The organism is Streptomyces sp. NPDC056883 (assembly GCF_042788835.1).
Classification (GTDB): domain Bacteria; phylum Actinomycetota; class Actinomycetes; order Streptomycetales; family Streptomycetaceae; genus Streptomyces; species Streptomyces stoeckheimensis.
This window is the reverse complement of the sequence record NZ_JBHUBS010000012.1, coordinates 88,746-114,147: the sequence shown is the minus strand read 5'-3', so window position 1 is coordinate 114,147 and position 25,402 is coordinate 88,746. Positions and strand designations below refer to the sequence as shown.

Below are 25,402 nucleotides of genomic sequence, written 5' to 3'. Positions count from 1 at the left end.
CGACCGGACATGACGACGACACCGACGAGCAACGCGTACACCCACACGCCACCAGTACCCGTACCGGACTCACGGCTCGCGAAGGAGGCGACCGAGCTGGTCCGGGACGGTGTGAGCGAGCTGCTCTACGACCATTCCCGCCGCGTGTACTTCTTCGGCAGCCTCCAGGGCCGGCGCCTGGGCATCGAGGCGGATCCCGAACTGCTCTACGTGGCCGCGATGTTCCACGACCTCGGCCTCACCGAGCCCTTCCGTGCCAGCGGCCGCCGCTTCGAGGTGGACGGCGCCGACGAGGCCCGCCGGTTCCTGCGGACCCACGGGGTCCCCGAAGACGCGGTGCGCCGGGTGTGGACGGCGATCGCCCTGCACACCACCCCGGGCATCCCGGAGTACATGGAACCCGAGGTGGCGCTGGTGACGGCGGGCGTGGAGTACGACGTGCTCGGCATCGGCTACCACGACCTCTCCGAGGCGGACCGTGCGGCGGTCGTCGCCCTGCACCCGCGCCCGCGGTTCAAGGAGCGCATCCTGCGCGCCTTCGCCGACGGCGTGGCGCCCAAGCCCGGCACCACCTTCGGCAACATCAAGGCCGACGTGCTCGCGCACCACGTGCCCGGTTTCGAGCGCGGGGACTTCGTCCGCGTGGTCCTGGACTCCCCGTGGGACGAGTAGCCGCGCGGCCCGCCCCGCACGGCGTCGTCATCGTCGCCTTCGACGGCGTGCAGCTGCTCGATGTCACGGGGCCCGCCGAGGTGTTCGGCACCGCCAATGTCCACGGCGCCCGCTACGAGGTCCGGATCATCTCCCCGGACGGGGCCGAGGTCCGCACCTCCTCGGGCGTGCGCATCGGCGCGGACGGCGGCCCGGACGGCCTGCCGGCCCGGCCCGGCACGCTCGTCGTCCCCGGCCGCAGCGACTGGCGGCGGGCCGTCTCCGATCCGGCCCTGACGGGCCTGGTCGCCGAGCTCGTGCGCCGCTCGCGCCGGGTCGCCTCGGTGTGTGCCGGGGCCTTCGTGCTGGCGGAGACCGGGGTGCTGGACGGGCGGCGGGCGGTCACGCACTGGCGGCTGGCGGCGCAGCTCGCGGCCGCGTACCCGCGGGTGCGGGTGGAGGCGGATCCGCTGTTCGTCCGGGACGGGCACGTCGTCACCTCCGCCGGGGTGACCTCGGGCATCGACCTCGCGCTGTCCCTGGTCGAGGAGGACCACGGGGCGGCGATCGCCCGGGAGGTCGCGCGGGAGCTGGTCGTCTTCATGGCCAGGCCCGGCGGGCAGTCCCAGTACAGCGCCCGCCTGACCCCGCGCGAGGCCGGGCATCCGGTCCTGCGCGGGGTCATGGACGCCATCGGGGCCGATCCGCGGCTCGCGCTCGACGAGGTCTCCCGGGACGCCGGGGTCAGCGCCCGCCACCTCGCCCGGCTGTTCCGCGCGGAGACCGGGATGACGCCGGGGCAGTACCTGGAGTCCGTCCGTCTCGAAGCCGCCCAGGCGCTCCTGGAGGCCGGTGACGATCCGGTGGACGCGGTGGCCGCGCAGTCGGGCTTCGGTTCCGCGGAGACGATGCGGCGGGTGTTCCAGCAGAGCCTGGGCCTCGCCCCGACCTCCTACCGCAGCCGCTTCCGCAGCACGCGCACGTCCCAGCTGTCCGGGTCGCCGATCAGCACGAACAGCTGAGGCTCCTCCTCCGTGCCCGCCACCTGCCAGTTCAGCACGGCGTTCGCGCACCCCGGGACGGCGAGGGTCACGCCCGCCCCGTAGCTGCCGGCCGCCCCGGCGTCCTCCCAGGTCCCCTCCCCCGAACAGCGGCCCGCGTCGTCGAATCCGTGGTCCACCGGGAGGCCCTCCGCCTTGACCGCGCCCTGGTCGTCGAGTTCCAGGTCGGTTCCGTCGCCGCTCCACACGCCGACGTAGTCGGCGCGCTCCAGGACCGGCGGCTCGTACGGAGGCATGAGGAAGCCCGCGACGAGGGCGGTGGGTACCGCGATCACGGACGCCGCCAGCGCCCACAGCCGCACCCGGCCCTTCGTCCGCTGCCGCATCCGCGCGAACACCGCGACCCCTACGGGGATCACCCCGGCGGCCGCGATCCAGCCCCAGGTGGCGGCGTACGAGGTGCGCATGATCAGGGCCACCGGTGCGGCGTACGCACCGGCGAGCAGGACCACCGCCGGCAGGGCCCACCGGGGCGCCGGGATCCGGGTGCGCACGCCCGCGGCGTTCGAGAGCAGCATCACCGGGGTGGTGAAGAGCGTGCCGTGCACCAAGCCCGCCCCGAGGGCCAGCGGCGGGAGGACGATGCATCCGAAGACCACCGCGAAGACCAGGCCGATGGCGAAGGTGCCGTAGCCCCCGCCGTAGGCGTCGCTCTCGCCCGGAGCGGCCCACCAGAACAGCGTCCCGGCGAGGAACTGCACCCCGGCGACGGCTCCCGCGCCGGGTGCGATACCGCCCCAGGAGCCTCTGCTCCGCGGCGCGACGGCCACCTGGTTCACCATGCGATCCCCCACGTCCACACTCTGCGGAACCTCTATTGAACACGTTCAATTGATGCGGACCCTACACCCCTCTTCCCATCTGACGAACCGTCAGGTTCAATCGGTGATGTGATGGGACACGCAGGGATGGCGGCCACCGTCGTCCGATACCTCAGATCAGTCGGCTCCCTCCCCTCCGCCGCCGCGGAGCCCGGGACCGAACCCGTCGAAGCACTGCCCCGCCCCGATCTGCGGGCCGTCGGCGAAGACGAGCGCGCGCCCGTCAGCCCCGCCGAATTCCGCGTCGTACTGGGGAACTTCGCCACCGGGGTCACGATCATCACGTCCCCGCCCGGCGAGGACGAGGACGGCCCGGCAGGCTTCGCCTGCCAGTCCTTCACCGCGCTCTCCCTCGACCCGCCGCTGGTCACCTTCATGGTGGCCCGTACGTCGACCACCTGGCCCCGCATCGCGCGCACCGGGGTGTTCTGCGTGAACATCCTCGGCGCCGAACAGGGCGACCTGTGCCGGGCCTTCGCCGTCAGCGGCGCCGACAAGTTCGCCGGCGTCACCCACACCCCGGCCCCGGTCACGGGCTCGCCGCAGCTCGACGCGGTGCCCGCCTGGATCGACTGCCGGATCCACGCCGTGCACACCGGCGGCGACCACCTCATCGTCGTGGGCAAGGTCGAGGCCATGGGCGCGGCCGGCGAGGGCGCACCCCTCCTCTTCCACAAGGGCCGCTTCGGCCGCCTCGCAGAGTGACACCCCTCGCCGGGTCCCGCCGGCGCCGCGACTCCCCGCGACGGACGCTCAGCGCCTCGTCTCGTACCTGGTCAGGATCACGCCGCAGGGGAGCGTCCGCGTCTCCACCAGGTTCAGGTTCACCCAGTTGTCCAGCGCGGTGAAGAACGGCGTGCCGCCGCCCACCAGGACCGGTGCGGTGGCCAGCAGGTACTCGTCGACCAGACCGGCCCGCACGGCCGCCCCGGCGAGCGTCGCACCGCCGATGTGCATCGGGCCGCCGTCCTCGGCCTTGAGCCGGGTGATCTCGGCGACCGCGTCGCCGGTGACCAGGCGGGTGTTCCAGTCGACCTCGTCGATCGTCGAGGAGAACACCACCTTCGACAGGTCCCGCCAGCGGCGCGCGAACTCGATCTCCGCCGGAGAGGCCCCGGGCTGCAGGTCGCCGGTCGGCCAGTAGGAGCTCATCGCCTGCCACAGCTTGCGCCCGTACAGCTCCAGGTCGATCGCCACCAACTGGTCGGACCAGAAGCCGAACAGCTCGTCGCTCGGCACGCTCCACCCGATGTCGTCGCCGGGCGCGGCGATGTAGCCGTCCAGGGACAGGTTCATGCCGTAGATCAGTTTCCGCATGGCGCCAGCCTTCCGTGAGCCGGTCCCGGGCGTACGGACCGGCGCGCCGCCGGAGCCCGTCGGCGGTGGGCGTAGCCCACGGCCTCGGCGAAATCCTCCCCCGCTATCCTGCGGATCTCGAACAGGCGGGGGGCCATGGGAGACACGTACGAGCCGGGGCGCAGCCGGTGGACCGGCATCACCGGCTGGCTGATGGTGGGGACCGCCCTCGGCGCGCTCCTGTGCGCGCTGACCCCGGTCTCGCCGTACCCGCCGCTGACCGCCGAGCTGTGCTTCGCCGGCGCCTCCACCGTCTTCGCCTGCTGCTGGGTCGTGGCCTCGTACCGGGCCCGGATCGGGCCGCTGGACAAGCCGCAGACGCTGCCCCGACGCCGCCGCGGGGAGGACTCGCTGCCCTGGATCTTCGCCTTCGGGATGCCGTTCGCGGTGGCCGCCGCCCTCATGGTGCTGTTCACCGGCTCCAGCAAGACGGGCAAGGAGATCGAGCGGCTCGACCGGACCGGCTACGCCCAGCACCGGGTCACGATCGTCCGGCTGGCCGGCGACCCGGTGCACACACCGCCCTCCGAGGACAGCGACGGCTGGTACAACACCGACCTCGTGGTCCGCGTCCCCTTCGACGCCGGGCCCCGGGAGATCGCCCTGAAGGCGTACCACACCAGCCGTTCCCCCGAGCCGGGCATGCGGGTGCACGCCTACTTCGCCCCGGCCCACCCCGAGGAAGGCGTGACCGGGGAGTCCTTCCGGAGCAGTGCCCTGCTGCTCGAAGGCTTCGTCCTGGTCTTCGCCGTACCGATCCTCATCGGCGCGGGCGCCCTCACCAAGGCGTTCATGGCGCCCTACCACCTGGAGGGGCTGCGCCGCTTCCGCCCCGGCGTCCATCTGCCGGCCCTGGCGATCCTGCTGTGCGGCCTCGTCCTGCTGCTGCCCGTGGCCCTCGAATTCCAGGTCCACGGCTACAACCGGCTGCCCGCCTTCCTCGCGAGCTTCACCCCGGCCCTGGCCCTGGCCTGGGTGTTCGTGGCCCGGAGGCGGTGGTGACGGGGCACAGCCGGTGGACCGGCATCACCGGCTGGCTGACGGTGGGCTGCGCGCTCGCCGCGATCCTCTGCGCCCTGTTCTCCGTCTCGCCCTACCCGCCGCTGACGGCCGAGCTGTGCCTCGCCGGAGCCTCCGCCGTCTTCGCCTGCTGCTGGATCGTGGCCTCGTACCGGGCCCGGATCGGTCCGCTGGACAAGCTGCGGCCACTGCCCGACAACCGCCCCTCGGACCGGGTGCTGAGCTGGCTGTTCGCCTTCGGGGTGCCGTTCGCGGTGGCCGCCGCCTGGATGGTGGGTGTCACCGGTTCCAGCGAGACGGGGATGGAGCGCGAGCGCCTGGAGCGGATCGGCTACGAGCAGCGCGAAGTGGAGATCGTCCGGCCGGTCGGCGATCCCGCGTACACCCCGCCCGGGAACGACACCGCGGGTTTCTGGACCGCCGACCTCCTCGTGCGCGTCCCCTTCACCACCGGCCCCCACGAGCTGGTCCTGGAGGGGTACACCACCGCCCACCGGCCCGCACAGGGGATGAGCGTGGACGCCTATTACGCCCCCGGCCACCCCGAGGAGGGCGCCTCGAAGTACTGGGACCTGGATTTCGGCCGGGCCTTCGCCTACTTCATGGCGGCGCTCTTCGTCCTGCCGATCCTCATCGGAGCGGGCGCCTGGATCAAGTCGGAGATGTACGACTCCCAGGTGGAGGACCTGCGCCGGTTCCACCCCCGCCTGCACCTGCCGGTCCTCGGCATCCTGCTGTGCGGGCTGCTCCTGCTGCTGCCCGTGGCCCTGGAGTTCGAGGTCGGCGGCTTCCACCGGCTGCCCGCCTTCCTCGCGAGCCTGACCCCGCTGCTGGCGCTGGCCTGGGTGGCCCGGGAGAGCTGACCCGGTACCCGCCCGCGCGCAGCAGCGGTCGCGAGACCCACGAGATCCGGCGGGCTCAGAACGTGAGGACCCCGCGGGCCACCCGCCCGTGGTGGGCGTCGTCCACGGCCTTGGCGAAGTCCTCCACCGGGTAGACCTCCGTGACCAGCTCGTCCAGCAGCAGCTTGCCCTGCCGGTAGAGCTCCGCGTACAGCGCGATGTCCCGCTGCGGGCGCGAGGACCCGTACCGGCAGCCCATGATCGTCTTGTCCAGGTACATGGACGAGACCTGGAAGGCCGCCTCCTCCTTGAAGCCGGGCACGCCGAGCAGGATCGCCTGCCCGTGCCGGTCCAGCAGGTCGATCGCCTGCCGGATCAGCTTGACGTGGCCCACGCACTCGAAGGCGTGGTCCGCGCCCGTGGGCAGGATCTCCTTCACCGCCGCGGAGGAGTCCGCCACCGCCGAGGCGTCGATGAAGTGCGTGGCGCCGAACTGCCGGGCCACCGCCTCCTTCGCCGGGTTCGCGTCGATCGCCACGATCGTCGTGGCGCCCGCGATCCGCGCGCCCTGGAGCACGTTGAGCCCGATGCCGCCGGTACCGATGACGACCACGCTCTCGCCCCGGTCCACCTTCGCCCGGTTCAGCACGGCGCCCACGCCCGTCAGGACCCCGCAGCCGATCAGCGCGGCCGAGGTCAGCGGGATGTCCTTCGGGATCTTCACGGCCTGCACGGCCTTGACGATCGTCCGCTCCGCGAAGGCCGAGTTGGACGCGAACTGGAAGAGCGGCTTGCCGCCCCGCGAGAACGGCTGCCCCGGCATCCCGATCGCCTTGCGGCACATGGTGGGCCGGCCGCGGTCGCAGTCGGCGCACGCCCCGCAGTTGGCGAGCGTGGACAGCGAGACGTGGTCGCCGGGCGCCACGTGCGTCACCCCGGAACCGACCGCCTCCACCACGCCCGCGCCCTCGTGCCCCAGCACCACCGGCGGCGGGAACGGGATCGTCCCGTCGATCACCGACAGATCGCTGTGGCACAGTCCGGCCGCCGCTATCGCGACCAGCACCTCCCCCGGCCCCGGGTCCCGGATCTCCAGATCGTCGACCACCTGGGCCTGCTTGCCGTCGAATACGACGCCTCTCACCTGGACTCCTTAGGCAGGCCGAGCACGCGCTCGGCGATGATGTTGCGCTGGATCTCGTCCGAGCCGCCGTAGATGGTGTCGGCGCGGGTGAACAGGAACAGCCGCTGCTCCTCGTCGAGTCCGAGTTCGTACGGGGTCCCCGGCGACCAGTGCCCCGGCCCGGCCGTGGCCACCGCTCCCCGGACCTCCACCGCCAGCTCCCCGAGCCGCCGGTGCCAGCCGCCCCACAGCAGTTTGGCCACGCTGGGCGCACCTGGGTCCGCGTCCGCGGCGCCCAGCGTCCGCAAGGCGTTCCACCGCATCGTGCGCAGCTCGGCCCACTGCCGTACGAGGCGTTCGCGCAGGACCGGGTCGCCCGCGCCTACATCCACGTACGCCCGGACCACCCGCTCCAGTTCGGCCGCGAAGCCGATCTGCTGGACGAGCGTGGAGACCCCTCGCTCCAGCGCGAGCAGTCCCATGGCCACGGACCAGCCGTTGCCCTCCCCGCCGACCACCTCGGCGGCGACGGCCCCGTCGAAGAACACCTCGTTGAACTCGGAGGTCCCCGACATCTGCCGGATCGGCCGCACGTCGACCCGGCCCGGCTGGTCCATGCGGACCAGGAGGAAGGACAGCCCGCGGTGCCGCGCGGACCCGGCTTCGGTACGGGCCAGGACGAAGCACCAGTCGGCGTCCTGGGCGAGCGAGGTCCAGATCTTCTGCCCGGTGACGCGGTACAGCCCGTCTGCCGCGTCCGCCACCGCCGTCGTACGGATTCCCGCGAGGTCGGAGCCGGCGCCCGGTTCGGAGTACCCCTGGCACCACAGCTCCTCGCCGCGGGCGATGCCGGGGAGGAAGCGGGCCCGCTGCTCCGGGGAGCCGTAGGCGATCAGGGTCGGCGCGAGGAGGTTCTCGCCGATGTGGCCGACCCGGGCCGGAGCGCGCGCAGCCGCGTACTCCTCGGCCCACACGACCTGCCCGGTGAGGGAGAGCCGCCGGTTGCCGTAGGGGCCCGCCTCCGCACGACCGGCGCCGACCGTACCGCCTTCGGGGTTCTGCCAGCCCTGGCCGATCCACCCGCCCCGGCCCAGCTCGCGCTCCCACGCACGCCGGATCTCGACCCCCTCGTGCTCGCTGCCGGGCCCGCCGAGGCCGCGCGCCGCCTCGTACGGGCCGGTGAGGTGCTCGGCGAGCCACGCCCGCGCGCGGCCGCGCAGCTCCTCGTCCTCCTCATCGAAGCCGAAGTCCATGGTCAGTGCCCCCTCGGGTGCTGTCCGGCCGCAGGGCCGTCTCTTTCGGGTCTTGCCGGTCCGGCCCGCGTGCCCCGTCGCCGGGCGGTACGGGCCCGGCACGGTCCGGGCGGGACGGCCGGGGCCGGTCCGTGGCGCCGTGGCACGCATGCACGCCGATCCACCCTGAACGCCCGGCCAGGGCTTACGCGTTGGGGCGGTCCTTGGCGGCCGCCGCCTTGGCCATGGCTTCGAGCTGGGCGAGCATCGGCATCGGGTCGGTGCCCACGGTCCCCGGCAGGAAGTCGGCGATCTTCTCGGGGGTCCAGGACCCCTCGGCGTAGCCGGCGCGCAGTTCGCGGGGCTGGGCCCAGACGGCGATCTTCGGGCCGGCGATCGTGTAGACCTGCCCGGTGATCTTCTCCCCTCCGACGGCCACGGCCCGGTCGGAGAGCAGGTAGGTCACGAGCGCCGCCACGTCCTCGGGCTCGCCGATCTCCTTGAGCTCCATCGGCACGTTGGCCGACATCCGGGTGCGCGCGACGGGTGCGACGGCGTTGGCGGTGACCCCGTACTTGGCCAGGCCCAGCGCGGCGGAGCGGACGAGCGAGATGATCCCGCCCTTGGCGGCGCTGTAGTTGGCCTGGGCCACGGAGCCCTGGTGGTTTCCGCTGGTGAAGCCGATCAGCGTGCCGGTGCCCTGGCGGCGCATGACGGCGGAGGCCGCGCGGAAGACGGTGAACGTGCCCTTGAGGTGGGTGGCGACCACCGGGTCCCACTCCTCCTCGGACATGTTGAACAGCATCCGCTCGCGCAGGATGCCGGCGACGCACACGACTCCGTCGATGCGTCCGTATTGGGCGAGCGCGGTGTCGACGATGCGCTGGCCGCCCGCCATGGTCGAGATGTCGTCGGCGACGGCAACAGCCTCCCCACCGGCGGCGATGATCTCCTTCACCACCGCTTCGGCGATCTCGCTGGTGGGCTCGTTGCCCTCCATCCCCACGCCGTAGTCGTTGACGACGACCCTGGCACCCTCGGCGGCCGCGGCGAGTGCCACGGCCCGTCCGATGCCCCGGCCGGCGCCTGTGACGGCGACGACTTTGCCTGCCAAGAAGTTCCCCACGTCCGGCCCCTTCCCGCGTTTTCTGACGGTCCGTTAGATTCTATGGGCAGTCAGATGCGCGAGCACAAGCCCCAGTTCGCCTCAGCCGTTCATTTCCCCTCCGAGGAGCTGATGAGATCGATGTCCATGCCCGCCGAGTTCCACGACATCGCCAAGCGCGTCAACAACTGGGGCCGGTGGGGCGCCGAAGACGAGATCGGCACCCTCAACCTCATCACCGACGAGGTGGTCCGCGCCGCGGCGGCCGAGATCCGCACCGGGCGCCGCATCCCCCTGGCCCTCCCCCTCAAGGAGGACGGGGTGCAGTCCGGCATGATCCCCGGCCGGATCAACCCGCTGCACACGATGGTGCAGATCAACCAGGAACTCTTCGGCCCGGGCACGGTGGCCTGCAGCGACGACGCGGTGACCTTCGGCCTCCAGGCCGGCACCCACTGGGACGCGCTCACGCACGTCTCGCACTCGGGGAAGATCTACAACGGCCGCCCGGCCGGCACCATCACGGCGCACGGGCGGGCCGAGTTCAGCGGCATCGACAAGGCCGGGCACATCGTCTCGCGCGGCGTCCTGCTCGACGTGGCCCGCGCCAAGGGCCTGGACCGGCTCCCCGGCGGCCACCCGGTCACCCCGGAGGACCTGGAGCAGGCGGAGGAGTTCGGCGGGGTCACCGTCCGCGCGGGCGACATCGTCCTGGTCCGCACCGGCCAGGTGCAGGTCTACCTGGCGGGCGACAAGCACGGCTACGGCTACCCGTCCCCCGGCCTGTCCGTCCGCACGCCCGAGTGGTTCCACGCCCGGGACGTGGCGGCCGTCGCGAACGACACCCTCACCTTCGAGATCTTCCCGCCGGAGATAGACAACCTGTGGCTGCCGGTGCACGCGCTGGACCTGGTCGAGATGGGCATGCACCAGGGCCAGAACTGGAACCTCGAAAAGTTGTCCACAGCCTGTGCGGAAGAATCCCGCTACTCCTTCCTCCTCTCGGCCATGCCGGAACCCTTCGTCGGCGCGGTGGGCACCCCGGTGGCCCCGGTCGCGATCCTCTGAGCGCACAAAGCGGTGGCCCCGGATCCGTCGCGGATCCGGGACCACCGCCCTGCACGCCTGAGGTCAGCCCTTGGCGCAGATCACGTCGTACGGGCGGCCCACCGCCATGGTCAGCTGCATCGGCTCGGTGGTGCCGGAAGGGCACTCGGCCTTCGTCTTGACCAGGCCGAGCACCTTGTACGCGCCCTGTCCGCCCGAGGCGCACGGGACTTCCTGCGCCTGGTCGGTCACGCAGTCGCCCTGGACCAGCTGGCCGCCGCCGGCGCCCGCGTCACCGGGGTGCTCACCGGTCAGGTTCCGGCCGCAGACGGTGTTGGTGGGGATGCCGCCGCCCGACTTGCTCGAACCGTAGGAGATGCTCACCTGGATCATCAGGTCGGTGCCGGGCGGGCACTGGATGGCGCCCGGCAGGATGCTGGCGTCCTTGATGTCGATCGCCTTGAAGGTGGCACCGGACGCCGAGCACTTCTGCGGCCGGTAGCCGTCCGGCTTGTTGTCCGGGTCGGGGCCGCCGCAGTCGCCCACCGCCCACGTGCTCGACGTGTCGGAGGAGGACTCCGGGTTCCCGGGGTCCTTGGACGCCGCGGCGGAAGGCGAGGTCGAGGGCTTGGCGTCGTCCTTGCCGCCGTCCTTGCCGAGCCACTGGGACGCTCCGTAGATGGCTGCGGCGACCAGGACGAGGACGAGGAAGACCGGGAGCTTGCTCCCGGTCCGCCTCGGGGCGGGCGGAGGCGTCACCTCGTACGGGTTTGCCATGTGCTCCTCCTGCAATGAGGGTGGACCTTCGGGGTGGGACGACGCGACAGGGACAGAGACACGTCATGTACACCTCATAGTTCCACGGGAGCCGCGGGCACCCGACCACCGGCCACCCGGGGTCGCACGCCAACGCTCAGTCGCAGGGCGGCGGTTCGTCCGCCAGGGGGCGGAAGGTGACCGCGAGGTCCGGGGCGTGGCGGACGAAGCGCGCCTCGACCGCCGAGACGAGCACCATCGTGCCCGCCGTGTACGCGTCCGTCCTGACGGCCGGGTCGAGAGCGCCCTCCGGCACCTCCGGCTCGGCGCGCCACCAGCGGCCGCCGAACTTCGTGTACCGGATCCCGCAGTGCACGTACAGTTCGTGCGGGTACGGGACCCCGAGCGCCGGGCCGGCCGGACCGGACGGCGCCGCCGTCGCGGCGGGCGGAGCCGGAGCCGACGTCCGGGAGCCGTCGGCCGACGGCCACGGCGGGGCGAGGACGGCCAGCACCGCGACGGCCGCCGCCAGCCCGGCACCGGCCGCCCGGCGGCGCCTGCGGATCAGGGCCGCCGCCCGGACGGCGGCGTGCGGCGTCGGCGCCGCGACGAACTCCGCAAACGATTCTTCGGATGGCTCCACCCGGCCACACCCCCTCACCCTCAACACGACGTGGCGGGGCCATCGCATTGCACGGCGGCGGGTCCGACTTCACCGCTTCGGCACCGACGGCCGGAGGCCGGCGCAGCGGCGCGAAGCCGGGGAGGCCCGCCAGGGCCGATCCGTGCGAGCGGCGCGTCAAAAGCAGAGGTTCTGCGGGTGGCGGCGGCGCGCATGCACGCCCCGAGCGCGGCACGGCGGCCGCCACCCCACGACCCGCACTCGTCAAGGCAGGACCTGACCCTTGGCGTCCCCTCGCGACGAATCGTTCAACACAAGAGTGATCACCAGTTGACGAACCGTCAACACCTCGTTAGAGGTACACGCGCGGTTCCCGGATCGAGCCCCGGATTTTCGCCCCGCCCAGGGACTCCTCCGCGGGCCTTTCCGCAGGCCGTTCCGCGGACTCCTCCCCGATCCCCTCCGCGGTCTTCTCCTCGCGGTCGATCTCGCACCAGATCCGCTTGCCGGCGCCCTCGCGCTGCCAGCCCCAGCGGTCCGCCAGCCCGTCCACGAGTTCCAGCCCGCGACCGCCCGTGTCGTCGCCGGCGGCCTGTCGCGGGGACGGGGCCCGGTCGCTCGCGTCCGCGACCTCCACCCGCACCCCCGGCTCCCCGAAGAGCATGCGCAGCACGGCCGGACAGCCGGTGTGCACGACGGCGTTGGTGACCAGCTCGGAGATCAGCAGGATCAGGGTCTCGGCGAGCGGCTCGTCATCCCCTATGCCGCAGCCCGCGAGCCGGGAGCGGGCCCATCGGCGGGCCCGGCCGACCTCGGCGGGGTCCGGTCCTACCTCCAGCTGAACCTGAAGCACCTGCACCGCTCACACCATCCGAACCGGCGGACACTTCGCCTCGCGACAGGGCGGGGTCACCGAGTGTGACCCCCTTGCCGAGCAGCATGGTTGACATACAGTCACCACAACAAGCGCTTCGGGCATATTCCAGCGTGAAGGAGTAGGCGTGGTGCATACTGTGCGGCGCTCGCGCCGCTCAACCGCTCGCATTCCCGGGAGCGTACCGGAGCGGCCCCCCGCCTCCGGGCCGCAATGAGTCGGGCGAAGGACACAAACCGATATCAACTCTCTGTAATCGGACATGCATCCCGCGCCGTCCCTCCCGTACCCCTCCGTCACAGCGAGCGAGCACACGGCCCGCAGCCCTGACCACTCAGACCGCGCCGCCTACTCCACCGCCGCCAGCAGCTCCGCCGCCAGCGCCTCCTCCGCCTGCGCCGCCGTCCGCCACTGCTCCGCCCGCACCCACGCCCGCTTCAGGTGCAGGTGCACGTCCGCCTCCCAGGTGAAGCCCATCCCGCCGTGCACCTGCAGACAGTCCCGGGCATTGCGTACGGCCGCCTCGTCGGCCAGCAGCTTCGCTCCGGCCACCTCCGCCGGATCGGCCGTCACGGCGGCCGCGTAGACCGCCGTACGGGCCACCTCCGCCCGCACCAGCATCTGCGCGCACAGGTGCTTGACCGCCTGGAACGCCCCGATCGGCTGCCCGAACTGCTCGCGCTCCTTGGCGTACCGCACCGCCAGCTCCACCGTGCGCAGCGCGCTGCCGAGCTGCAGGGCCGCCGTCAGCAGCGCCCCCGCGTCCCGGTAGGCACCGGCCGCCACCGGCTGCCCCGGCAGGGAGACCCGGGCCAGCGGGGTCAGCGGGTCCGCGGAGCGCACCGGCTCCCCGGCGTGGTTCCAGCCGGCCGGATCGACCGGTTCCCCGTCCGCGCCGAGGACCGCGTCGGCCTCGCCGAGGTGGGCCACCAGCGGGCCGTCCATGTCGAAGGCCGTCACCACCGCCTCCCCCTCCGCGGCACCCGCCACCAGCCCGGCCGCCAGGTGCGTGGCGACCAGCGGGCCGGGCAGCAGTGCCCGCCCGGCCTCCTCGAAGACCAGGACGGCCTCCGGGAGTCCGAGCCCGACCCCGCCCTCGTCCTCCGGGAGCCGCAGCGCGAAGAACCCGGCCGCGCCGAGCTCCCGCCACAGGGCCCGGTCCACGGACCGGCCCGTGGCGGCCGCCCCGTCCACCGAGGCGCGCAGCGCCTCGCGGTCGTAGCGGCCCGCCAGGAGGTCCCGTACGCCTGCCCGCAGGTCCCGCTGGTCCTGCGTCGGCTGGAAGTCCACGGAACGCTCACCTGCCCTTCGGAAGGCCGAGGATCCGCTCGGCCACGATGTTCTGCTGGATCTGCGAGGTGCCCGCCGCGATCGTGTACGAGAGCGAGGAGAGCCGGTCCAGGGTCCACTCCTCCTCCAGCGAGAGGGCCTCGGCCCCCAGCACCTCGGCGGCCGTGTCGTACAGCTCCTGGCGCGCGTGCGAGTACGCCAGCTTGAAGACGCTGCCGCCGATGCCCGGGACCCCGCCCGAGCGCTCGGACTCGCTGACGTTCCACTGGGTGAGCCGCCACAGCGCACCGAACTCCCCGTACAGCCGCCCCAGCCGGCGCCGCAGCACCGGGTCGTCCCAGCGGCCGTTCGCCTTCGCGGTGCGCGCCAGCTCGCCCAGGGTGCGCCGGCAGGCGACGACCTCGCCGACGAAGGCGGTGCCGCGCTCGAAGGACAGGGTCACCATCGTGACCCGCCAGCCGTCGTTCTCCGCGCCGACCCGGTTGGTGACCGGGACCCGGACCTCGTCGAGGAACATCTCCGCGAACTCCGTGGACCCGGCCAGGGTGCGCAGCGGCCGGATCGTCACCCCGGGCGCGTCCATCGGCATGGCCAGCCAGGAGATCCCCCGGTGCTTGGGGGTCGTCTCGCTGATCGGATCCGTCCTGACCAGCAGCTCGCACCAGTCGGACACCTCCGCGTGCGAGGTCCATATCTTCGAGCCGCTGATCACGTACTCGTCGCCGTCGCGGACCGCGCGGGTGCGCAGCGAGGCCAGGTCGGAGCCCGCGTCCGGCTCGCTGAAGCCCTGGCACCACATCTCGTCGCCGCGCAGGACGGGCGGCAGCCAGCGTGCCCGCTGCTCCGCGGTGCCCTCGGCGGCGATGGTCGGCCCGGCGTGCAGCAGCCCGACGAAGTTCGCGCCGACGTACGGGGCTCCCGCGCGCTCGGTCTCCTCCAGGTAGATCAGGTGCTGCGTGGGCGTGGCCCCGCGGCCGCCGGCGTCCACCGGCCAGTGCAGTCCGGCGTACCCGGCGTCGTACAGCCGGCGCTGCCAGCCCGCGTCGTAGGCGCGGCGGCCCGGCCAGTCGTCGGGCGAGGGCCTGGGCGGCAGCCCGGGGAGCACGTGTGCGAGCCAGGCGCGCAGCCGGGCACGGAACTCGCGCTCCTCCTCGGTATAGGTGAGGTCCACTGCGCCTACCGCCCCGTCCGCCGGTCCTTGTCGAAGTCAAGTCCGAGCATGCGAATGGCATTTCCGCGCATGAGCTTGTACACGGTTTCTTCATCGAGACCCTTGACGTGGTCGAGGGCGACCTCCTTGGTGTGCGGGAAGGTCGAGTCCACGTGCGGGTAGTCGGTCTCGAAGGTGGCGTTGTCGCGGCCGACGACGTCCAGCGAGGCGATGCCGTGCTTGTCACGGAAGAAGCAGCAGAACATCTGCCGGTAGTAGTACGTGGACGGCGGCTCGGGGATCAGGTCCTTGACCCCGCCCCAGGCGCGGTGCTCCTGCCACACGTCGTCGGCGCGCTCCAGGGCGTACGGGATCCAGCCCATCTGCCCTTCGCTGTACGCCAGTTTCAGCGTGGGGAACTTGACGAGCACCCCGCTGAACAGGAAGTCCATCATCGAGGCCATCGCGTTGTTGAAGCTGAGCGCGGCCTGCACGGCGGGCGGGGCGTCGGGGGAGGCGGCGGGCATCTGGGAGCTGGACCCGATGTGCATGTTGACGACGGTGCCGGTCTCCTGGCAGACGGCGAAGAAGGGGTCCCAGTAGCCGGAGTGGATGGACGGCAGGCCGAGGTAGGTGGGGATCTCGGAGAAGGTCACGGCCCGCACCCCGCGCGCGGCGTTGCGGCGGATCTCGGCGACGGCCAGGTCGATGTCCCAGAGCGGGATGATGCAGAGCGGGATGAGCCGGCCGCCGCTGTCCCCGCACCACTCCTCGACCATCCAGTCGTTGTACGCGCGCACGCAGGCCAGCGCGACCTCCTTGTCCTTCGCCTCGGCGAAGGTCTGCCCGCAGAAGCGCGGGAAGGTCGGGAAGCACAGGGAGGCCTCGACGTGGTTGAGGTCCATGTCGAGGAGGCGGGCCTTGGGGTCCCAGCAGCCGCGCCGCATCTCCTCGCGGGTGATGCCCTCCAGGGTCATCTCGTCCCGGTCGAAGCCGACGGCGGCGATGTTGCGCTTGTACGGGAACTTCAGGTCCTCGTAGATCCACCAGTCGGTCGGCGGGCCGTCGGGGTCCATGGTGATCACGTACTTGCCGCCGGTGTAGGCGAGCTCGCCGATGCCGGCGGTGAGCGCCTTGGGTCCGCGGTCGCGGTACTTGGCCGGCAGCCACACGTCGAAGAGGTGGGCCGGTTCGATGACGTGGTCGTCGACGCTGATGATCCGAGGCAGTTCCATGGTGTCCCCTCGCTGAATCCCGTTGGACCTGATCCGACATCCCGAATCTGATGGGGCGTCAGAAATCTGGAACCAAGCTAGCTCCCCACCCCTGGACCGACAAGCGTCCGCGCTCTACGCTCTGCGCTGGATCTGACTATCCGTCAGGTCATCTGGCGGCCAAGGGGAGGCGGGTCCGGGATGGCGGACAACAGCACCGCAGTCGAACTCAGCCGGTCCCGCACGCTCTGGGACCTGATCACCCGCCGGGCCGCCATGACCCCCGACGCCCCCGTCCTCATCGAGGCCGCCGACGACCCGGCCGACGACCGCCGGCTGACCTTCGCGGAGCTGCGCGACCGCTCGGAGCAGGTCGCGGCCGGCCTGTACGGCATGGGCGTGCGCCCCGGCACGGTGGTCGCCTGGCAGCTCCCCACCCGCATCGAGACCGTGCTGCTCTCGGTCGCCCTCGCCCGCATCGGTGCGATCCAGACCCCCGTCATCCCCTTCTACCGGGACCGCGAGGTCGGCTTCGCCCTGCGCGAGTCGAAGGCGGAGTTCTTCGCCGTCCCCGGCACCTGGCGCGGCTTCGACCACACCGCGATGGCGCACCGCCTCGGCGCGCACGGCGTCTTCGAGGCCTACGCCTCCCTCCCGGCCGGAGACCCCGCGGTGCTCCCCCCGCCCCCCGAGGAGGGCGTCTCGGTCCGGTGGATCTACTGGACCTCGGGCACCACCTCGGACCCCAAGGGGGTCCTGCACACGGACCGCTCCCTCATCGCGGGCGGCTCCTGCCTGGCCCACGCCCTGCACCTGTCACCGGACGACGTCGGCTCGATGGCCTTCCCGTTCGCCCACATCGCCGGCCCCGACTACACGGTGATGCTCCTGCTCTACGGGTTCCCGGCCGTCCTCTTCGAGAAGTTCGCGATGCCCGACGCCCTGGACGGCTACCGCCGCCACGGGGTCACGGTCGCCGGCGGCTCCACGGCCTTCTACTCCATGTTCCTCACCGAGCAGCGCAAGGACCCGTCCGCCAAGCTCATCCCCACCCTGCGGCTCCTCGCGGGCGGCGGCGCCCCCAAGCCCCCGGAGATCTACCACGCGGTCGTCCGCGAACTGGGCTGCCAGCTCACCCACGGCTACGGCATGACCGAGGTCCCCATGATCACGATGGGCGCCCCGGACGACACCGCGGAGAACCTCGCCACCACCGAGGGCAGGCCCCCGCAGGGCATGTCGATCCGCATCACGACCCCCGAAGGCGCGCTCCTCCCCCCGGACACCGACGGGGAGGTCCGCCTGCGCGGGGAGGCGGTCTGCCAGGGCTACCTCAACCGCGACCAGAACACCGGCGTCTTCGACGCCGACGGCTACCTGATCACCGGCGACCTCGGCCACCTCACGAAGGACGGCTACCTGGTCCTGACCGGCCGCAGCAAGGACGTCATCATCCGCAAGGGCGAGAACATCTCGGCGAAGGAGATCGAGGACCTGCTCCACAAGCTCCCCGCCGTGGCCGACGTGGCCGTCATCGGCCTGCCGGACCCGGAACGCGGCGAACGCGTCTGCGCCGTCGTCGAACAGCCCCCGGGCTCGGCCGCGCTGACCCTGGCCGAGGTGACCTCGTACCTCCGCGCGGAGGGCCTCTCCACGCACAAGCTCCCGGAGCAACTGGAACTGGTCGAGGCCCTGCCCCGCAACGACGCCCTGCGCAAGGTCCTCAAGTACAAACTCCGCGAACGCTTCGCCTAGCAGCCGACGGGGTGCTCACGGGCTCGGCGGGGCTGCGGGACTCCCGCCCCGCCGCCCCGCTCCCGTCCCGCCGGCGCCTACGCGTCCGGCGCGGCCACCCCGCAGTAGCCGGCGAAGGCCGCCAGGATCTCGTCCTCGGTGATGCGCCCGTCGCCGTCCGCGTCCAGCGCCGTCGCGACCGGGCCCGCCAGTTCCTCCGGCGTGCCCAGCACGCGCAGGACGCGCGCCGTCGCCACCGGGGTCGCACCGAGGCCGTCCGCATCCGCCGCCGCGATCACCGCCCGCAGGAACGGCCGCGCGATCTCCGCGAACCGGTGCGGGTTGTCCCGCAGCCGCTTCGCCGCGCCCGTGACGAACTCCTCGCGGGACACCCGCTGGTCCCCGTCCACGTCCGCGATGCCGGCCATGCCCTGCCAGAAGGCCTCCGCGCCGGCGAAGACGGCCTGGCCCTTGTCGGACCGGGCCGCCACGGCGAATTCGGCCAGGACCGCCTTGGCCGCCGTACTGAAGTCCTCCCGGTCGATGTACCCGGAGCCGTCCTGATCGAAGGTGGCGAAGCGGGCGGCGATCTTGCGCTCGTATTCTGCGCTGTCCATATTCGGCGTTCCGCCTTCACGTGTGCGGTGGGGTGCAGTTCAAGACAGGACAGGAGCGTAAGGCCTACGTGGCCTGCGCGTTAAGCGAAGCGGTCAAGGAGGTGGCCGCATCGAACCAGCGCACGAGGAGCGCGGTGGGGCGCGTACGCCTGTACCCATGTACTGGGCACTACATTCGCGTTCACGCCGCGCGACGTCCCTATCACGCAGGGCGCACGTCCGGGACGGGGTTCTGGCAAAACGGGCACACAAGGCTGGATGCCCACTACATTCGAGTGGTCGACACACGGCTGCGAAACCGGGAATCCCGGCTGGGGGCACGATGCCGAAGGACGCACCACCGCGCTGGGACCGCCGCATGCAACAACGCCTGTCCCGCGGCGAGGCCGCCGCGCTCGGCGAGCTGTACGACCGCTTCGCCTCGCTCGTGCACAGCCTCGCCCACCGGGTCCTCGGCGACGAGAAGGCCGCCGACCGGGTCACCCGCGAGGTCTTCGGCTACATCTGGGAGAACCCGGACGCCTACGACCCCAAACAGGGCTCCATGCGCTCCTGGGTCGCCCGCATCACCCAGGGGCAGGCCGTCGCCCGCCTGCGCCAGGCCGAACTGGGCAACGGCTCCCGCGAGGAACTGGAACAGAAGGTGCGCACCGCCACCGCGGCGGCCCGCGCCGACTTCATCGTCACCTCGATGCCCGCACCCCTGCGGGCCGCGCTCGAACTCGCCTACTTCAAACGCCGCGACTACCGCCAGGCCGCCGCCGACCTCCAGATCAGCGAGGACGAGGCCCGGCGCCGGCTGCGCCTGGGCCTGCAACTGCTGTCCACGGCCAACGCCGTCCCGCTCGACGACCCGGTCCCGCCGGGATACGGCCCCTCCGGATATGGAACCGCCCGATGACGATGCCTCCGAGCCCCTTCGGCGAAGAAGACGGCGAAGAGTACGAGCGGCACGAGCAGCCCCCGCACTCCGGCGGCCCGGCGCGCATACCGGGCCCGCGCGGGGCGGCCGACGACCTCGACCTCGAGGGGCCGGGGTACGCACCGTCAGCGGAAGGGCCCCTGGACCCCGACGACCTCGACGACCTGGATGCCCTCGACGACTCGGAGTACATGAAGTACCCCGAGATCTCCGCCCACCCCGCAGCACCGGCACCCGCCGACCCGGAGCCCGAGCCCGCCCCCGTCCCGGCCGCGCCCCCGCCCACCCACGCCGTACTGAAGTCCCTGCTCGGCGCATGGGCCCTGGCGGCGTGCTCCGCGGAGGAGACCCAGGCCGTCGAGGACCACCTCACCGAATGCGCGCGCTGCGCCGAGGAGGCCCTGCGGCTGCGCGACGCCGTGGGACTGCTGCACCCGGAGGAGAGCCTCGACCTCAAGCCGCTGCTGCGCTCGCGCGTGCTCGAGGACTGCCTCGGCAAACGTCCGGCCCGCATCCCGGTCCCGGTGTGGGCGAGCCCGTACGACACCGAGACGGCCCGGCTCGACGCGCTGCTGCGGGAGTTCGGGGACTCGGAGTGGCACACCCCGGTCCGGCTGAAGTGGTTCGAGGAGGAACGCCGCCAGTCGCGCCGGACCACGGTGGCCGGGGTCATCGGGCACCTGCTGGCGGTGGACGGCCTCGTGGCGGCCGCGTTGGGCCTGGACGACCCCCTGGGCCGCGACGCGTCCGCGGACACCCCGGCCGAGCGCACGGAACGGTTCTGGGAGGACTCCCCGTACCCGACCACCCGCCGGGTCCGCGAGCCGTGGCGGGAGCAGGGCCACACCCTGGTCCGCACGGTGTCCTTCGCGGGCCGCGGCGTGGCCGAGCTGGACGTGGACTACGGCGCCTTCGCGCTGCCCCTCGGGGACGCCTTCCTGGAGCGGGCCTTCGAGTGCTGGGTCCACGCCGTGGACATCGCGGAGGCGGTGGACTACCCGTACGGGCCGCCGTCCGCACCCCACCTGAACCGGATGATCGACCTGGCCGCCCGGCTCCTGCCGGCGGCCCTGGCCTGGCGCCGGCGGGCGGGACTGGCGGCGCCGCCGCGCGGGCTGGTCGCGGCGGGAGCGCCGGGCCGGACCCTGCACCTGGAGATCGAGGGGGCGGGAGGCGGCGGCTGGGACATCGCCCTGGACTCCCCCGCGGCGAAGCCCTCGCCGGACCACACGGTGGCCCGGATCGCCCTGGACGGCACCGAATTCTGCCAGCTCGCCGCGGGCCACATCTCCCCGGAGGACGCCGCGGTCGGCCAGGACGGCGACCGCGAAGCCATCCGCGACGTCCTCTTCGCGGCAGCGTCCCTGAGCCGGATGTAGGGCCCGGGCCCTGGCGGAGGGGCCCCGGCCGGGCCCCCTCCGGGATTACGTGAAGACGACCGTCCGGGTCCCGTTCAGCAGCACCCGGTGCTCGCTGTGCCACTTCACGGCCCGCGCCAGCGCCTGGCACTCCACGTCGCGCCCGATCGCCACCAGCTGGTCGGGGGTGACCTCGTGCCCCACCCGCTCGACCTCCTGCTCGATGATCGGGCCCTCGTCCAGGTCCGCCGTCACGTAGTGCGCGGTCGCACCGATCAGCTTCACGCCCCGGGCGTGCGCCTGGTGGTAGGGCTTCGCACCCTTGAAGCTCGGCAGGAACGAGTGGTGGATGTTGATGATCCGCCCGCTCAGCTCCTTGCACAGGGTGTCCGACAGCACCTGCATGTACCGGGCGAGGACCACGAGGTCGACGTCCTCGGCCCGCACCAGCTCCAGCAGCTGCGCCTCCGCCGCCGCCTTCGTGTCCTTCGTCACCGGGATGTGCACGAACGGGACCCCGTAGGAGCCGACCAGTTCCTCGAAGTCGGTGTGGTTCGACACCACCGCCGCGATGTCCACCGGCAGGGCGCCGATGCGGTGGCGGAAGAGCAGGTCGTTGAGGCAGTGCCCGAACTTCGACACCATCAGCACGATCCGCATGCGCTCGTCGGAGCGGTGGATCTGCCAGTCCATCCGGAAGGTGTCGCCGATCGCGGCGAAGCTGGCCCGCAGCTTCTCCACGGTCACCGGAGCGTCGGCGGCGAAGTGGACCCGCATGAAGAAGAGGCCGGTGTCGCGGTCGCCGAACTGCTGGCTGTCCTCGATGTTGCACCCGGTCATGAACAGATAGCTGGACACGGCGTGCACGATGCCCTGCTTGTCCGGGCATGAGAGGGTCAGTACGTACTGCTGCGTGGCCTGGGGCTGCGGGTCGTCGCTCATGACCCCACAGCCTTCCACATCACACCGCGCGCGTGAGGATCCTCAGGACGTCCAGTGAGCGCGGACGCGCGTCCGGGTCGTCCCCGTCCGCCGTCGCCAGCCGTACGTGGGCTTCGCGCGCGGCCCGTACCGCCTCCGGCCAGGCGTGGTGCTCCAGGTAGCCGGAGACCGGGGCGTCGGGGCCTATCTGGTGCATGATCCGCAGCACCCGCAGCACGGCGAGGTCGACCAGGGCCGCTTCCTGCGAGTCGCGGAAGATCGTGCCGACGTACTTCTCCGCGGACCAGCTGTCGAGCCAGGTGTCCTCGACGAGCCGGTACACGGCGTCGGTGACGTCCCCGTACCCCTCGGCGCCGGCCAGCCAGGTGTCCTCTTGGAACGCGGGGTCGGAGAGCATGTGCAGCGCCGAGCGCACGTTGCTGCGCCAGCGCCACCACGGCATGTCGTTGAGGGGCATGCCGCCCATGGTGGAGGAGCGGCCGCCGCGGCGGGAAGAGTTCTTCGAACCTTGGGCGAATGTCACGCTTTCGATCGTACGTTCCCGTTCGACGTGATCTTCAGGCGCCTGCGGCCGGGGGCCCGGACCCACCCGGCGCTCACTCAGCGTGTGGGCGCCACCCGTAATTCACCTGGGTGTCACCTGATGTTGTGTACACCTCACACTTCAGTTACCCGGGGCGCGGAATGGTGCATGCACATGACCACCCGGCGATGCGCAGCAGCACTGTCCCGCACCTTTCTGGCCCGGACCACGGCCATGGCGATGGGCGCGTGTCTCGTCGCCGGCTGCGGGGCGCTCCCCGGAGGCTCGGGGGGCTCCGGGGGCGCCGACACCCTCACGGTCATGACCTTCGCCCCGGTGGCGTCCAAGGCGACCAACATGCCCGGCATGCCGGGCATGGCCAAGGCCTACGAGCGCTGGGTCAACTCCAAGGGCGGCATCAACGGCCGCAAGCTCCGCGTCCTGACCTGCGACGAGCGCAACACACCCACCGGCGCCGCCGACTGCGCCCGCAAGGCGGTCGCCGAGAAGGCCGTCGCCGTCATCGGCTCCTACAGCCAGCACGGACGCGCCTTCCTGGCCCCGCTGGAAGCCGAGGGCATCCCGTTCATCGGCGGGTACGGAGTCTCCGCGGAGGAGTTCCAGTCCCCGCTCTCCTACCCCGTCAACGGCGGCCAGCCCGTCCTGGTGGCCGGCGCCGGCCACCAGCTGGGGCGCGCCTGCGCCAAGGTCGCCCTGGTCCGCCCCGACACCCTCGCCGGCGATTCCCTGCCCCTCCAGCTCAACTCCGGCCTGAAGGCCAACCAGATGGGCCCGGCCAGCGACATCCGGGCCGCCGAGGACTCCGCGGACCTCTCCGCCCAGGCCAACGAGGCACTGGCCGCCTCCTCCGCCGCCGCGCCGGCCGCGCCGGCCGCGCCGTCGAAGGGGGGCGCCAGTTCCGTGAAGGACGGCAAGGACGGCAAGGAGAGGGGCTGCGTGGCCGCCGTGCTCGGCGCCCGCACCGAGACCTTCTTCGACGCATTCCGCCGCGCCGACTCCCAGAACCGCAAACCGCAGGTCTCCTCCGTGCTCGGCTCCGTCAGCCAGGCCCTGGTCGACCGCACCGGCGGCAAGGAGAGCCCCTTCGAGGGCGCGTACGTCACGAGCTGGTACCCGGTCTCCACCGACCCGCTGTGGACGCAGATGCGCAACGTGATCTCGGACCACGCCTTCGGCGACAACGCCGTGGACCCCGACGACAGCGGTGCCCAGACCACCTGGATCGCGTACACGGTGTTCAGCGAGATGGTGAAGCGGTTCAAGGAGGACGAGGACCTCACCGGGCGCACCCTCACGCGCAAGCTCAACCAGTCCGACCCCGTCAAGACCGGCGGCCTGACCCCCGACCTCAGCTGGCGCTACCAGGACATGCGCGCCGTCTCCGGCTTCCCCCGCATGGTCAACGGCCGGGTCACCTTCCAGGTCGTCCAGCAGGGCCGGCTGGTCGCCCAGCCGGGCGGCGAACAGTCCATGGACATGACCAAGACCCTGGAGCAGGCCCCCCGTTCGAGCTAGGCCGTCTCCGGGGGGCCTCGGACGCGCCCCTACAGCTGGCTCTTGTCCCGCTTGGTGAGGCCGTACTTGCCCGCGATGGTGTTCCACATCCCGGCCGCGTTCTCCTTCGCCTTGGTGGCGTCGCCGCTCGCCTTGTTCCCGTCCGAGGCGTTGCCGGTCGACTTGGCCTTGCCGTCCTTGCACTTGTCGCCGTCGGACTTGAGGTCGTCCGCCCAGGACGCGTAGCTGTTGTCGGCCTCGGCGGAGGACTTCCACGCCTTGGTGAGGGCCGCGGTCAGCTTCGCGTTGTCCGGGAGCTGGTCCACCTTGAGCTCCTGGAGGCGGGTCACCAGCTCCTCGCGCTGCCGGGCCGCGTCGCGCAGGTCGGTGGCCGCCTGGTCCAGGTTGCTGCAGCCCTTGATGTCCTCGACGGCCTTGATCACCGCGGCCCGGCTGTCGTTGCTGTCCGCGAGGAGCTTGTCGAGCTGGACCGCCTGCGGCTGCGCGGGGTCCAGCGGAGCCTCCCCGCTGTCCGCGGCGGAGCTGCCGGGCTTGGGGGTGGGCGCCGCGGCGGCCGGGTCGTTGTTCTGCGCCTTGCCGTCACTGAGCAGCGCACCGACCCCGAGCCCGACGACGGCCAGGCCGATGACGACGGCGGCGATGATCGCGGGCGAGACCCTGCGGGGCGCGGGTGCGGCGTCCTGCGGCTGCTGGAAGTGGGGCTGCTGCTGGAACTGCTGCGGCGGGTACTGCTGTTGCTGCGGGTGCTGCTGCATGTGCTGCTGGTACTGCGGCGGTTGCTGCGGATGCGGCCGCCGCTGCGGTTGCGGCTGCGGGCTGAGCACCGGCTCCTGGATCGGGGGCAGTTGCTGCGTGTGCTGCACGTCCCCCCGGAACAGCCCGTCGAACCCGGCTGCGGGATCGGCGGGCGCGGCCGGGACCGGCGGAATGTACTGGGTCGCGGCCTCGTGGTGCCCGGGGGCGGCGGGGACCGGCGGAATGTACTGGGTGGCGGCCTCGCCGTGCGCGGGGGCCGCGGGGACCGGCGGTATGTACTGCGTGGCCGCCTCGCCGTGCGCGGGGGCGGCCGGGATCGGCGCGATGTACTGCGTCGCCGCCTCACCGTGCGCGGGGGCCGCGGGGACCGGCGCAATGTACTGGGTGGCCGCCTCCGGCAGCGGCGGGTAGCCGTAGCCGTGGGGGTCGCCGGGGCCCTCGTAGCCGGGGCCGGCGACGTGACCCTGCGGGTAGCCGTAGGCGGGGCCACCGGGCGCGGGGTAGCCGTAGGAGGGCTGGCCGTACAGGTACTCCGGCTCCACGCCGGGCTGCACGGGCGGCTGCGTCGGCGGCTGTGCGGGCACCGGCGGGCCCCACGGCTCGCCTCCCTGCGGGCTGCCGCCCTGTCCGCTCTCCGTCACCGGAACTCCCTCTCCGACCTGTCCGCGTCCGCGGAACCGTCGGCTCACGCTACCGTCCCCCGGCGAGTTTGCCAGTGTCGGCCTCGTCGCCGGGGCCCGTACCGGCCATCGGGTGTCCGGTATCGGCGGGATAGGTGCCGCGGCCCGTACAACCCTTGGGGCGGGCCGTCCGTCCAACCCCGCAGCAGTCACATGGACGCATGGGGGAG

General features: G+C 72.3%; 25 protein-coding genes. 10 read left to right on the top strand and 15 right to left on the bottom strand.

What is annotated here, in order from left to right:
* The first annotated feature begins 9 nt into the window (after positions 1 to 9).
* The gene (locus ACFRU2_RS26860; protein ID WP_382976535.1) at positions 10 to 672 is read left to right on the top strand and encodes an HD domain-containing protein; all 663 of its coding nucleotides are present in this window, start codon (positions 10 to 12) and stop codon (positions 670 to 672) included.
* The gene (locus tag ACFRU2_RS26855; protein ID WP_382976533.1) at positions 660 to 1,673 is read left to right on the top strand and encodes a GlxA family transcriptional regulator; all 1,014 of its coding nucleotides are present in this window, start codon (positions 660 to 662) and stop codon (positions 1,671 to 1,673) included. Before ACFRU2_RS26860 ends, ACFRU2_RS26855 begins: the two co-directional genes overlap by 13 nt.
* Here ACFRU2_RS26855 and ACFRU2_RS26850 read toward each other — a convergent pair.
* Entirely contained in the window at positions 1,604 to 2,506 is a 903-nt protein-coding gene (locus tag ACFRU2_RS26850) for a hypothetical protein (protein WP_382976531.1), read from the bottom strand. The genes ACFRU2_RS26855 and ACFRU2_RS26850 overlap by 70 nt on opposite strands.
* Positions 2,507 to 2,620: 114 nt before the next feature.
* On the opposite strand from ACFRU2_RS26850, the gene ACFRU2_RS26845 reads away from it, so the two are divergent.
* The gene (locus tag ACFRU2_RS26845) at positions 2,621 to 3,238 is read left to right on the top strand and encodes a flavin reductase family protein (protein ID WP_382976832.1); all 618 of its coding nucleotides are present in this window, start codon (positions 2,621 to 2,623) and stop codon (positions 3,236 to 3,238) included.
* Positions 3,239 to 3,286: 48 nt separating this feature from the next.
* On the opposite strand, the gene ACFRU2_RS26840 is transcribed toward ACFRU2_RS26845, so the two are convergent.
* Positions 3,287 to 3,850 carry a dihydrofolate reductase family protein gene (locus ACFRU2_RS26840; protein ID WP_382976529.1) on the bottom strand — a complete coding sequence of 188 codons (564 nt, stop codon included), beginning with the start codon at positions 3,848 to 3,850 and terminating at the stop codon, positions 3,287 to 3,289.
* Positions 3,851 to 3,985: 135 nt separating this feature from the next.
* Here ACFRU2_RS26840 and ACFRU2_RS26835 point away from each other — a divergent pair, with 135 nt between their 5' ends.
* Both ACFRU2_RS26835 and ACFRU2_RS26830 read left to right on the top strand, forming a co-directional pair.
* The gene (locus tag ACFRU2_RS26835; protein WP_382976528.1) at positions 3,986 to 4,891 is read left to right on the top strand and encodes a hypothetical protein; all 906 of its coding nucleotides are present in this window, start codon (positions 3,986 to 3,988) and stop codon (positions 4,889 to 4,891) included.
* Positions 4,888 to 5,772, top strand: a complete 885-nt coding sequence (locus tag ACFRU2_RS26830) for a hypothetical protein (RefSeq protein WP_382976526.1) — start codon at positions 4,888 to 4,890, stop codon at positions 5,770 to 5,772. Before ACFRU2_RS26835 ends, ACFRU2_RS26830 begins: the two co-directional genes overlap by 4 nt.
* A 55-nt stretch (positions 5,773 to 5,827) precedes the next feature.
* Here the strand turns inward: ACFRU2_RS26830 and ACFRU2_RS26825 are convergent, their stop codons facing one another.
* The 3 genes from ACFRU2_RS26825 to ACFRU2_RS26815 all read right to left on the bottom strand — a co-directional run bounded on the left by ACFRU2_RS26825 (position 5,828) and on the right by ACFRU2_RS26815 (position 9,232).
* On the bottom strand, positions 5,828 to 6,895 hold the full coding sequence (locus tag ACFRU2_RS26825; protein ID WP_382976524.1) for a Zn-dependent alcohol dehydrogenase: 1,068 nt from the start codon (positions 6,893 to 6,895) through the stop codon (positions 5,828 to 5,830).
* Positions 6,892 to 8,127 (bottom strand): acyl-CoA dehydrogenase family protein, encoded by a 1,236-nt coding sequence (locus ACFRU2_RS26820; protein ID WP_382976521.1) that lies wholly within the window; start codon positions 8,125 to 8,127, stop codon positions 6,892 to 6,894. Before ACFRU2_RS26820 ends, ACFRU2_RS26825 begins: the two co-directional genes overlap by 4 nt.
* 184 nt (positions 8,128 to 8,311) lie before the next feature.
* Entirely contained in the window at positions 8,312 to 9,232 is a 921-nt protein-coding gene (locus tag ACFRU2_RS26815) for an SDR family oxidoreductase (protein ID WP_382976519.1), read from the bottom strand.
* A 120-nt stretch (positions 9,233 to 9,352) separates the two neighbouring features.
* Between ACFRU2_RS26815 and ACFRU2_RS26810 the strand changes: the two genes are divergently transcribed.
* The gene (locus tag ACFRU2_RS26810) at positions 9,353 to 10,279 is read left to right on the top strand and encodes a cyclase family protein (protein ID WP_382976830.1); all 927 of its coding nucleotides are present in this window, start codon (positions 9,353 to 9,355) and stop codon (positions 10,277 to 10,279) included.
* A gap of 63 nt (positions 10,280 to 10,342) precedes the next feature.
* On the opposite strand, the gene ACFRU2_RS26805 is transcribed toward ACFRU2_RS26810, so the two are convergent.
* The 6 genes from ACFRU2_RS26805 to ACFRU2_RS26780 form a co-directional block, all read right to left on the bottom strand.
* Positions 10,343 to 11,035: a hypothetical protein gene (locus ACFRU2_RS26805; RefSeq protein ID WP_382976518.1), complete on the bottom strand. Its 693-nt coding sequence runs from the start codon at positions 11,033 to 11,035 to the stop codon at positions 10,343 to 10,345.
* A 136-nt stretch (positions 11,036 to 11,171) separates the two neighbouring features.
* Complete coding sequence (locus ACFRU2_RS26800; protein WP_382976516.1) at positions 11,172 to 11,657, bottom strand: hypothetical protein; 486 nt, start codon at positions 11,655 to 11,657, stop codon at positions 11,172 to 11,174.
* Between the two features lie 331 nt (positions 11,658 to 11,988).
* Positions 11,989 to 12,495, bottom strand: coding sequence for an ATP-binding protein (locus ACFRU2_RS26795; protein ID WP_382976514.1), 507 nt, complete (start codon positions 12,493 to 12,495; stop codon positions 11,989 to 11,991).
* A 363-nt stretch (positions 12,496 to 12,858) separates the two neighbouring features.
* Positions 12,859 to 13,800 (bottom strand): acyl-CoA dehydrogenase family protein, encoded by a 942-nt coding sequence (locus tag ACFRU2_RS26790; RefSeq protein WP_382976512.1) that lies wholly within the window; start codon positions 13,798 to 13,800, stop codon positions 12,859 to 12,861.
* Positions 13,801 to 13,807: 7 nt separating this feature from the next.
* A complete protein-coding gene (locus tag ACFRU2_RS26785; protein WP_382976510.1) occupies positions 13,808 to 14,971 on the bottom strand; it encodes an acyl-CoA dehydrogenase in 1,164 nt (387 codons plus the stop codon).
* 5 nt (positions 14,972 to 14,976) lie between these two features.
* Positions 14,977 to 16,185, bottom strand: coding sequence for an amidohydrolase family protein (locus ACFRU2_RS26780; protein WP_250742735.1), 1,209 nt, complete (start codon positions 16,183 to 16,185; stop codon positions 14,977 to 14,979).
* 180 nt (positions 16,186 to 16,365) lie between these two features.
* Between ACFRU2_RS26780 and ACFRU2_RS26775 the strand changes: the two genes are divergently transcribed.
* Positions 16,366 to 17,919 (top strand): AMP-binding protein, encoded by a 1,554-nt coding sequence (locus tag ACFRU2_RS26775; protein ID WP_382976508.1) that lies wholly within the window; start codon positions 16,366 to 16,368, stop codon positions 17,917 to 17,919.
* 77 nt (positions 17,920 to 17,996) lie between these two features.
* On the opposite strand, the gene ACFRU2_RS26770 is transcribed toward ACFRU2_RS26775, so the two are convergent.
* The gene (locus ACFRU2_RS26770) at positions 17,997 to 18,515 is read right to left on the bottom strand and encodes an EF-hand domain-containing protein (protein WP_382976506.1); all 519 of its coding nucleotides are present in this window, start codon (positions 18,513 to 18,515) and stop codon (positions 17,997 to 17,999) included.
* Positions 18,516 to 18,837: 322 nt separating this feature from the next.
* Here ACFRU2_RS26770 and ACFRU2_RS26765 point away from each other — a divergent pair, with 322 nt between their 5' ends.
* On the top strand, positions 18,838 to 19,416 hold the full coding sequence (locus tag ACFRU2_RS26765) for a sigma factor (RefSeq protein ID WP_382976504.1): 579 nt from the start codon (positions 18,838 to 18,840) through the stop codon (positions 19,414 to 19,416).
* Complete coding sequence (locus ACFRU2_RS26760) at positions 19,413 to 20,816, top strand: maleylpyruvate isomerase N-terminal domain-containing protein (RefSeq protein ID WP_382976502.1); 1,404 nt, start codon at positions 19,413 to 19,415, stop codon at positions 20,814 to 20,816. The genes ACFRU2_RS26765 and ACFRU2_RS26760 overlap by 4 nt, the downstream gene beginning before the upstream one ends.
* A gap of 45 nt (positions 20,817 to 20,861) precedes the next feature.
* On the opposite strand, the gene purU is transcribed toward ACFRU2_RS26760, so the two are convergent.
* Together purU and ACFRU2_RS26750 are read right to left on the bottom strand one after the other, a co-directional pair.
* Positions 20,862 to 21,737, bottom strand: coding sequence for a formyltetrahydrofolate deformylase (purU, locus tag ACFRU2_RS26755; protein WP_250742740.1), 876 nt, complete (start codon positions 21,735 to 21,737; stop codon positions 20,862 to 20,864).
* A gap of 19 nt (positions 21,738 to 21,756) precedes the next feature.
* Positions 21,757 to 22,203: a hypothetical protein gene (locus tag ACFRU2_RS26750; protein WP_254387724.1), complete on the bottom strand. Its 447-nt coding sequence runs from the start codon at positions 22,201 to 22,203 to the stop codon at positions 21,757 to 21,759.
* 231 nt (positions 22,204 to 22,434) lie between these two features.
* On the opposite strand from ACFRU2_RS26750, the gene ACFRU2_RS26745 reads away from it, so the two are divergent.
* Positions 22,435 to 23,796: an ABC transporter substrate-binding protein gene (locus tag ACFRU2_RS26745; protein WP_382976500.1), complete on the top strand. Its 1,362-nt coding sequence runs from the start codon at positions 22,435 to 22,437 to the stop codon at positions 23,794 to 23,796.
* A 29-nt stretch (positions 23,797 to 23,825) separates the two neighbouring features.
* On the opposite strand, the gene ACFRU2_RS26740 is transcribed toward ACFRU2_RS26745, so the two are convergent.
* Positions 23,826 to 25,193 (bottom strand): hypothetical protein, encoded by a 1,368-nt coding sequence (locus ACFRU2_RS26740; RefSeq protein WP_382976498.1) that lies wholly within the window; start codon positions 25,191 to 25,193, stop codon positions 23,826 to 23,828.
* Positions 25,194 to 25,402 lie beyond the last annotated feature (209 nt).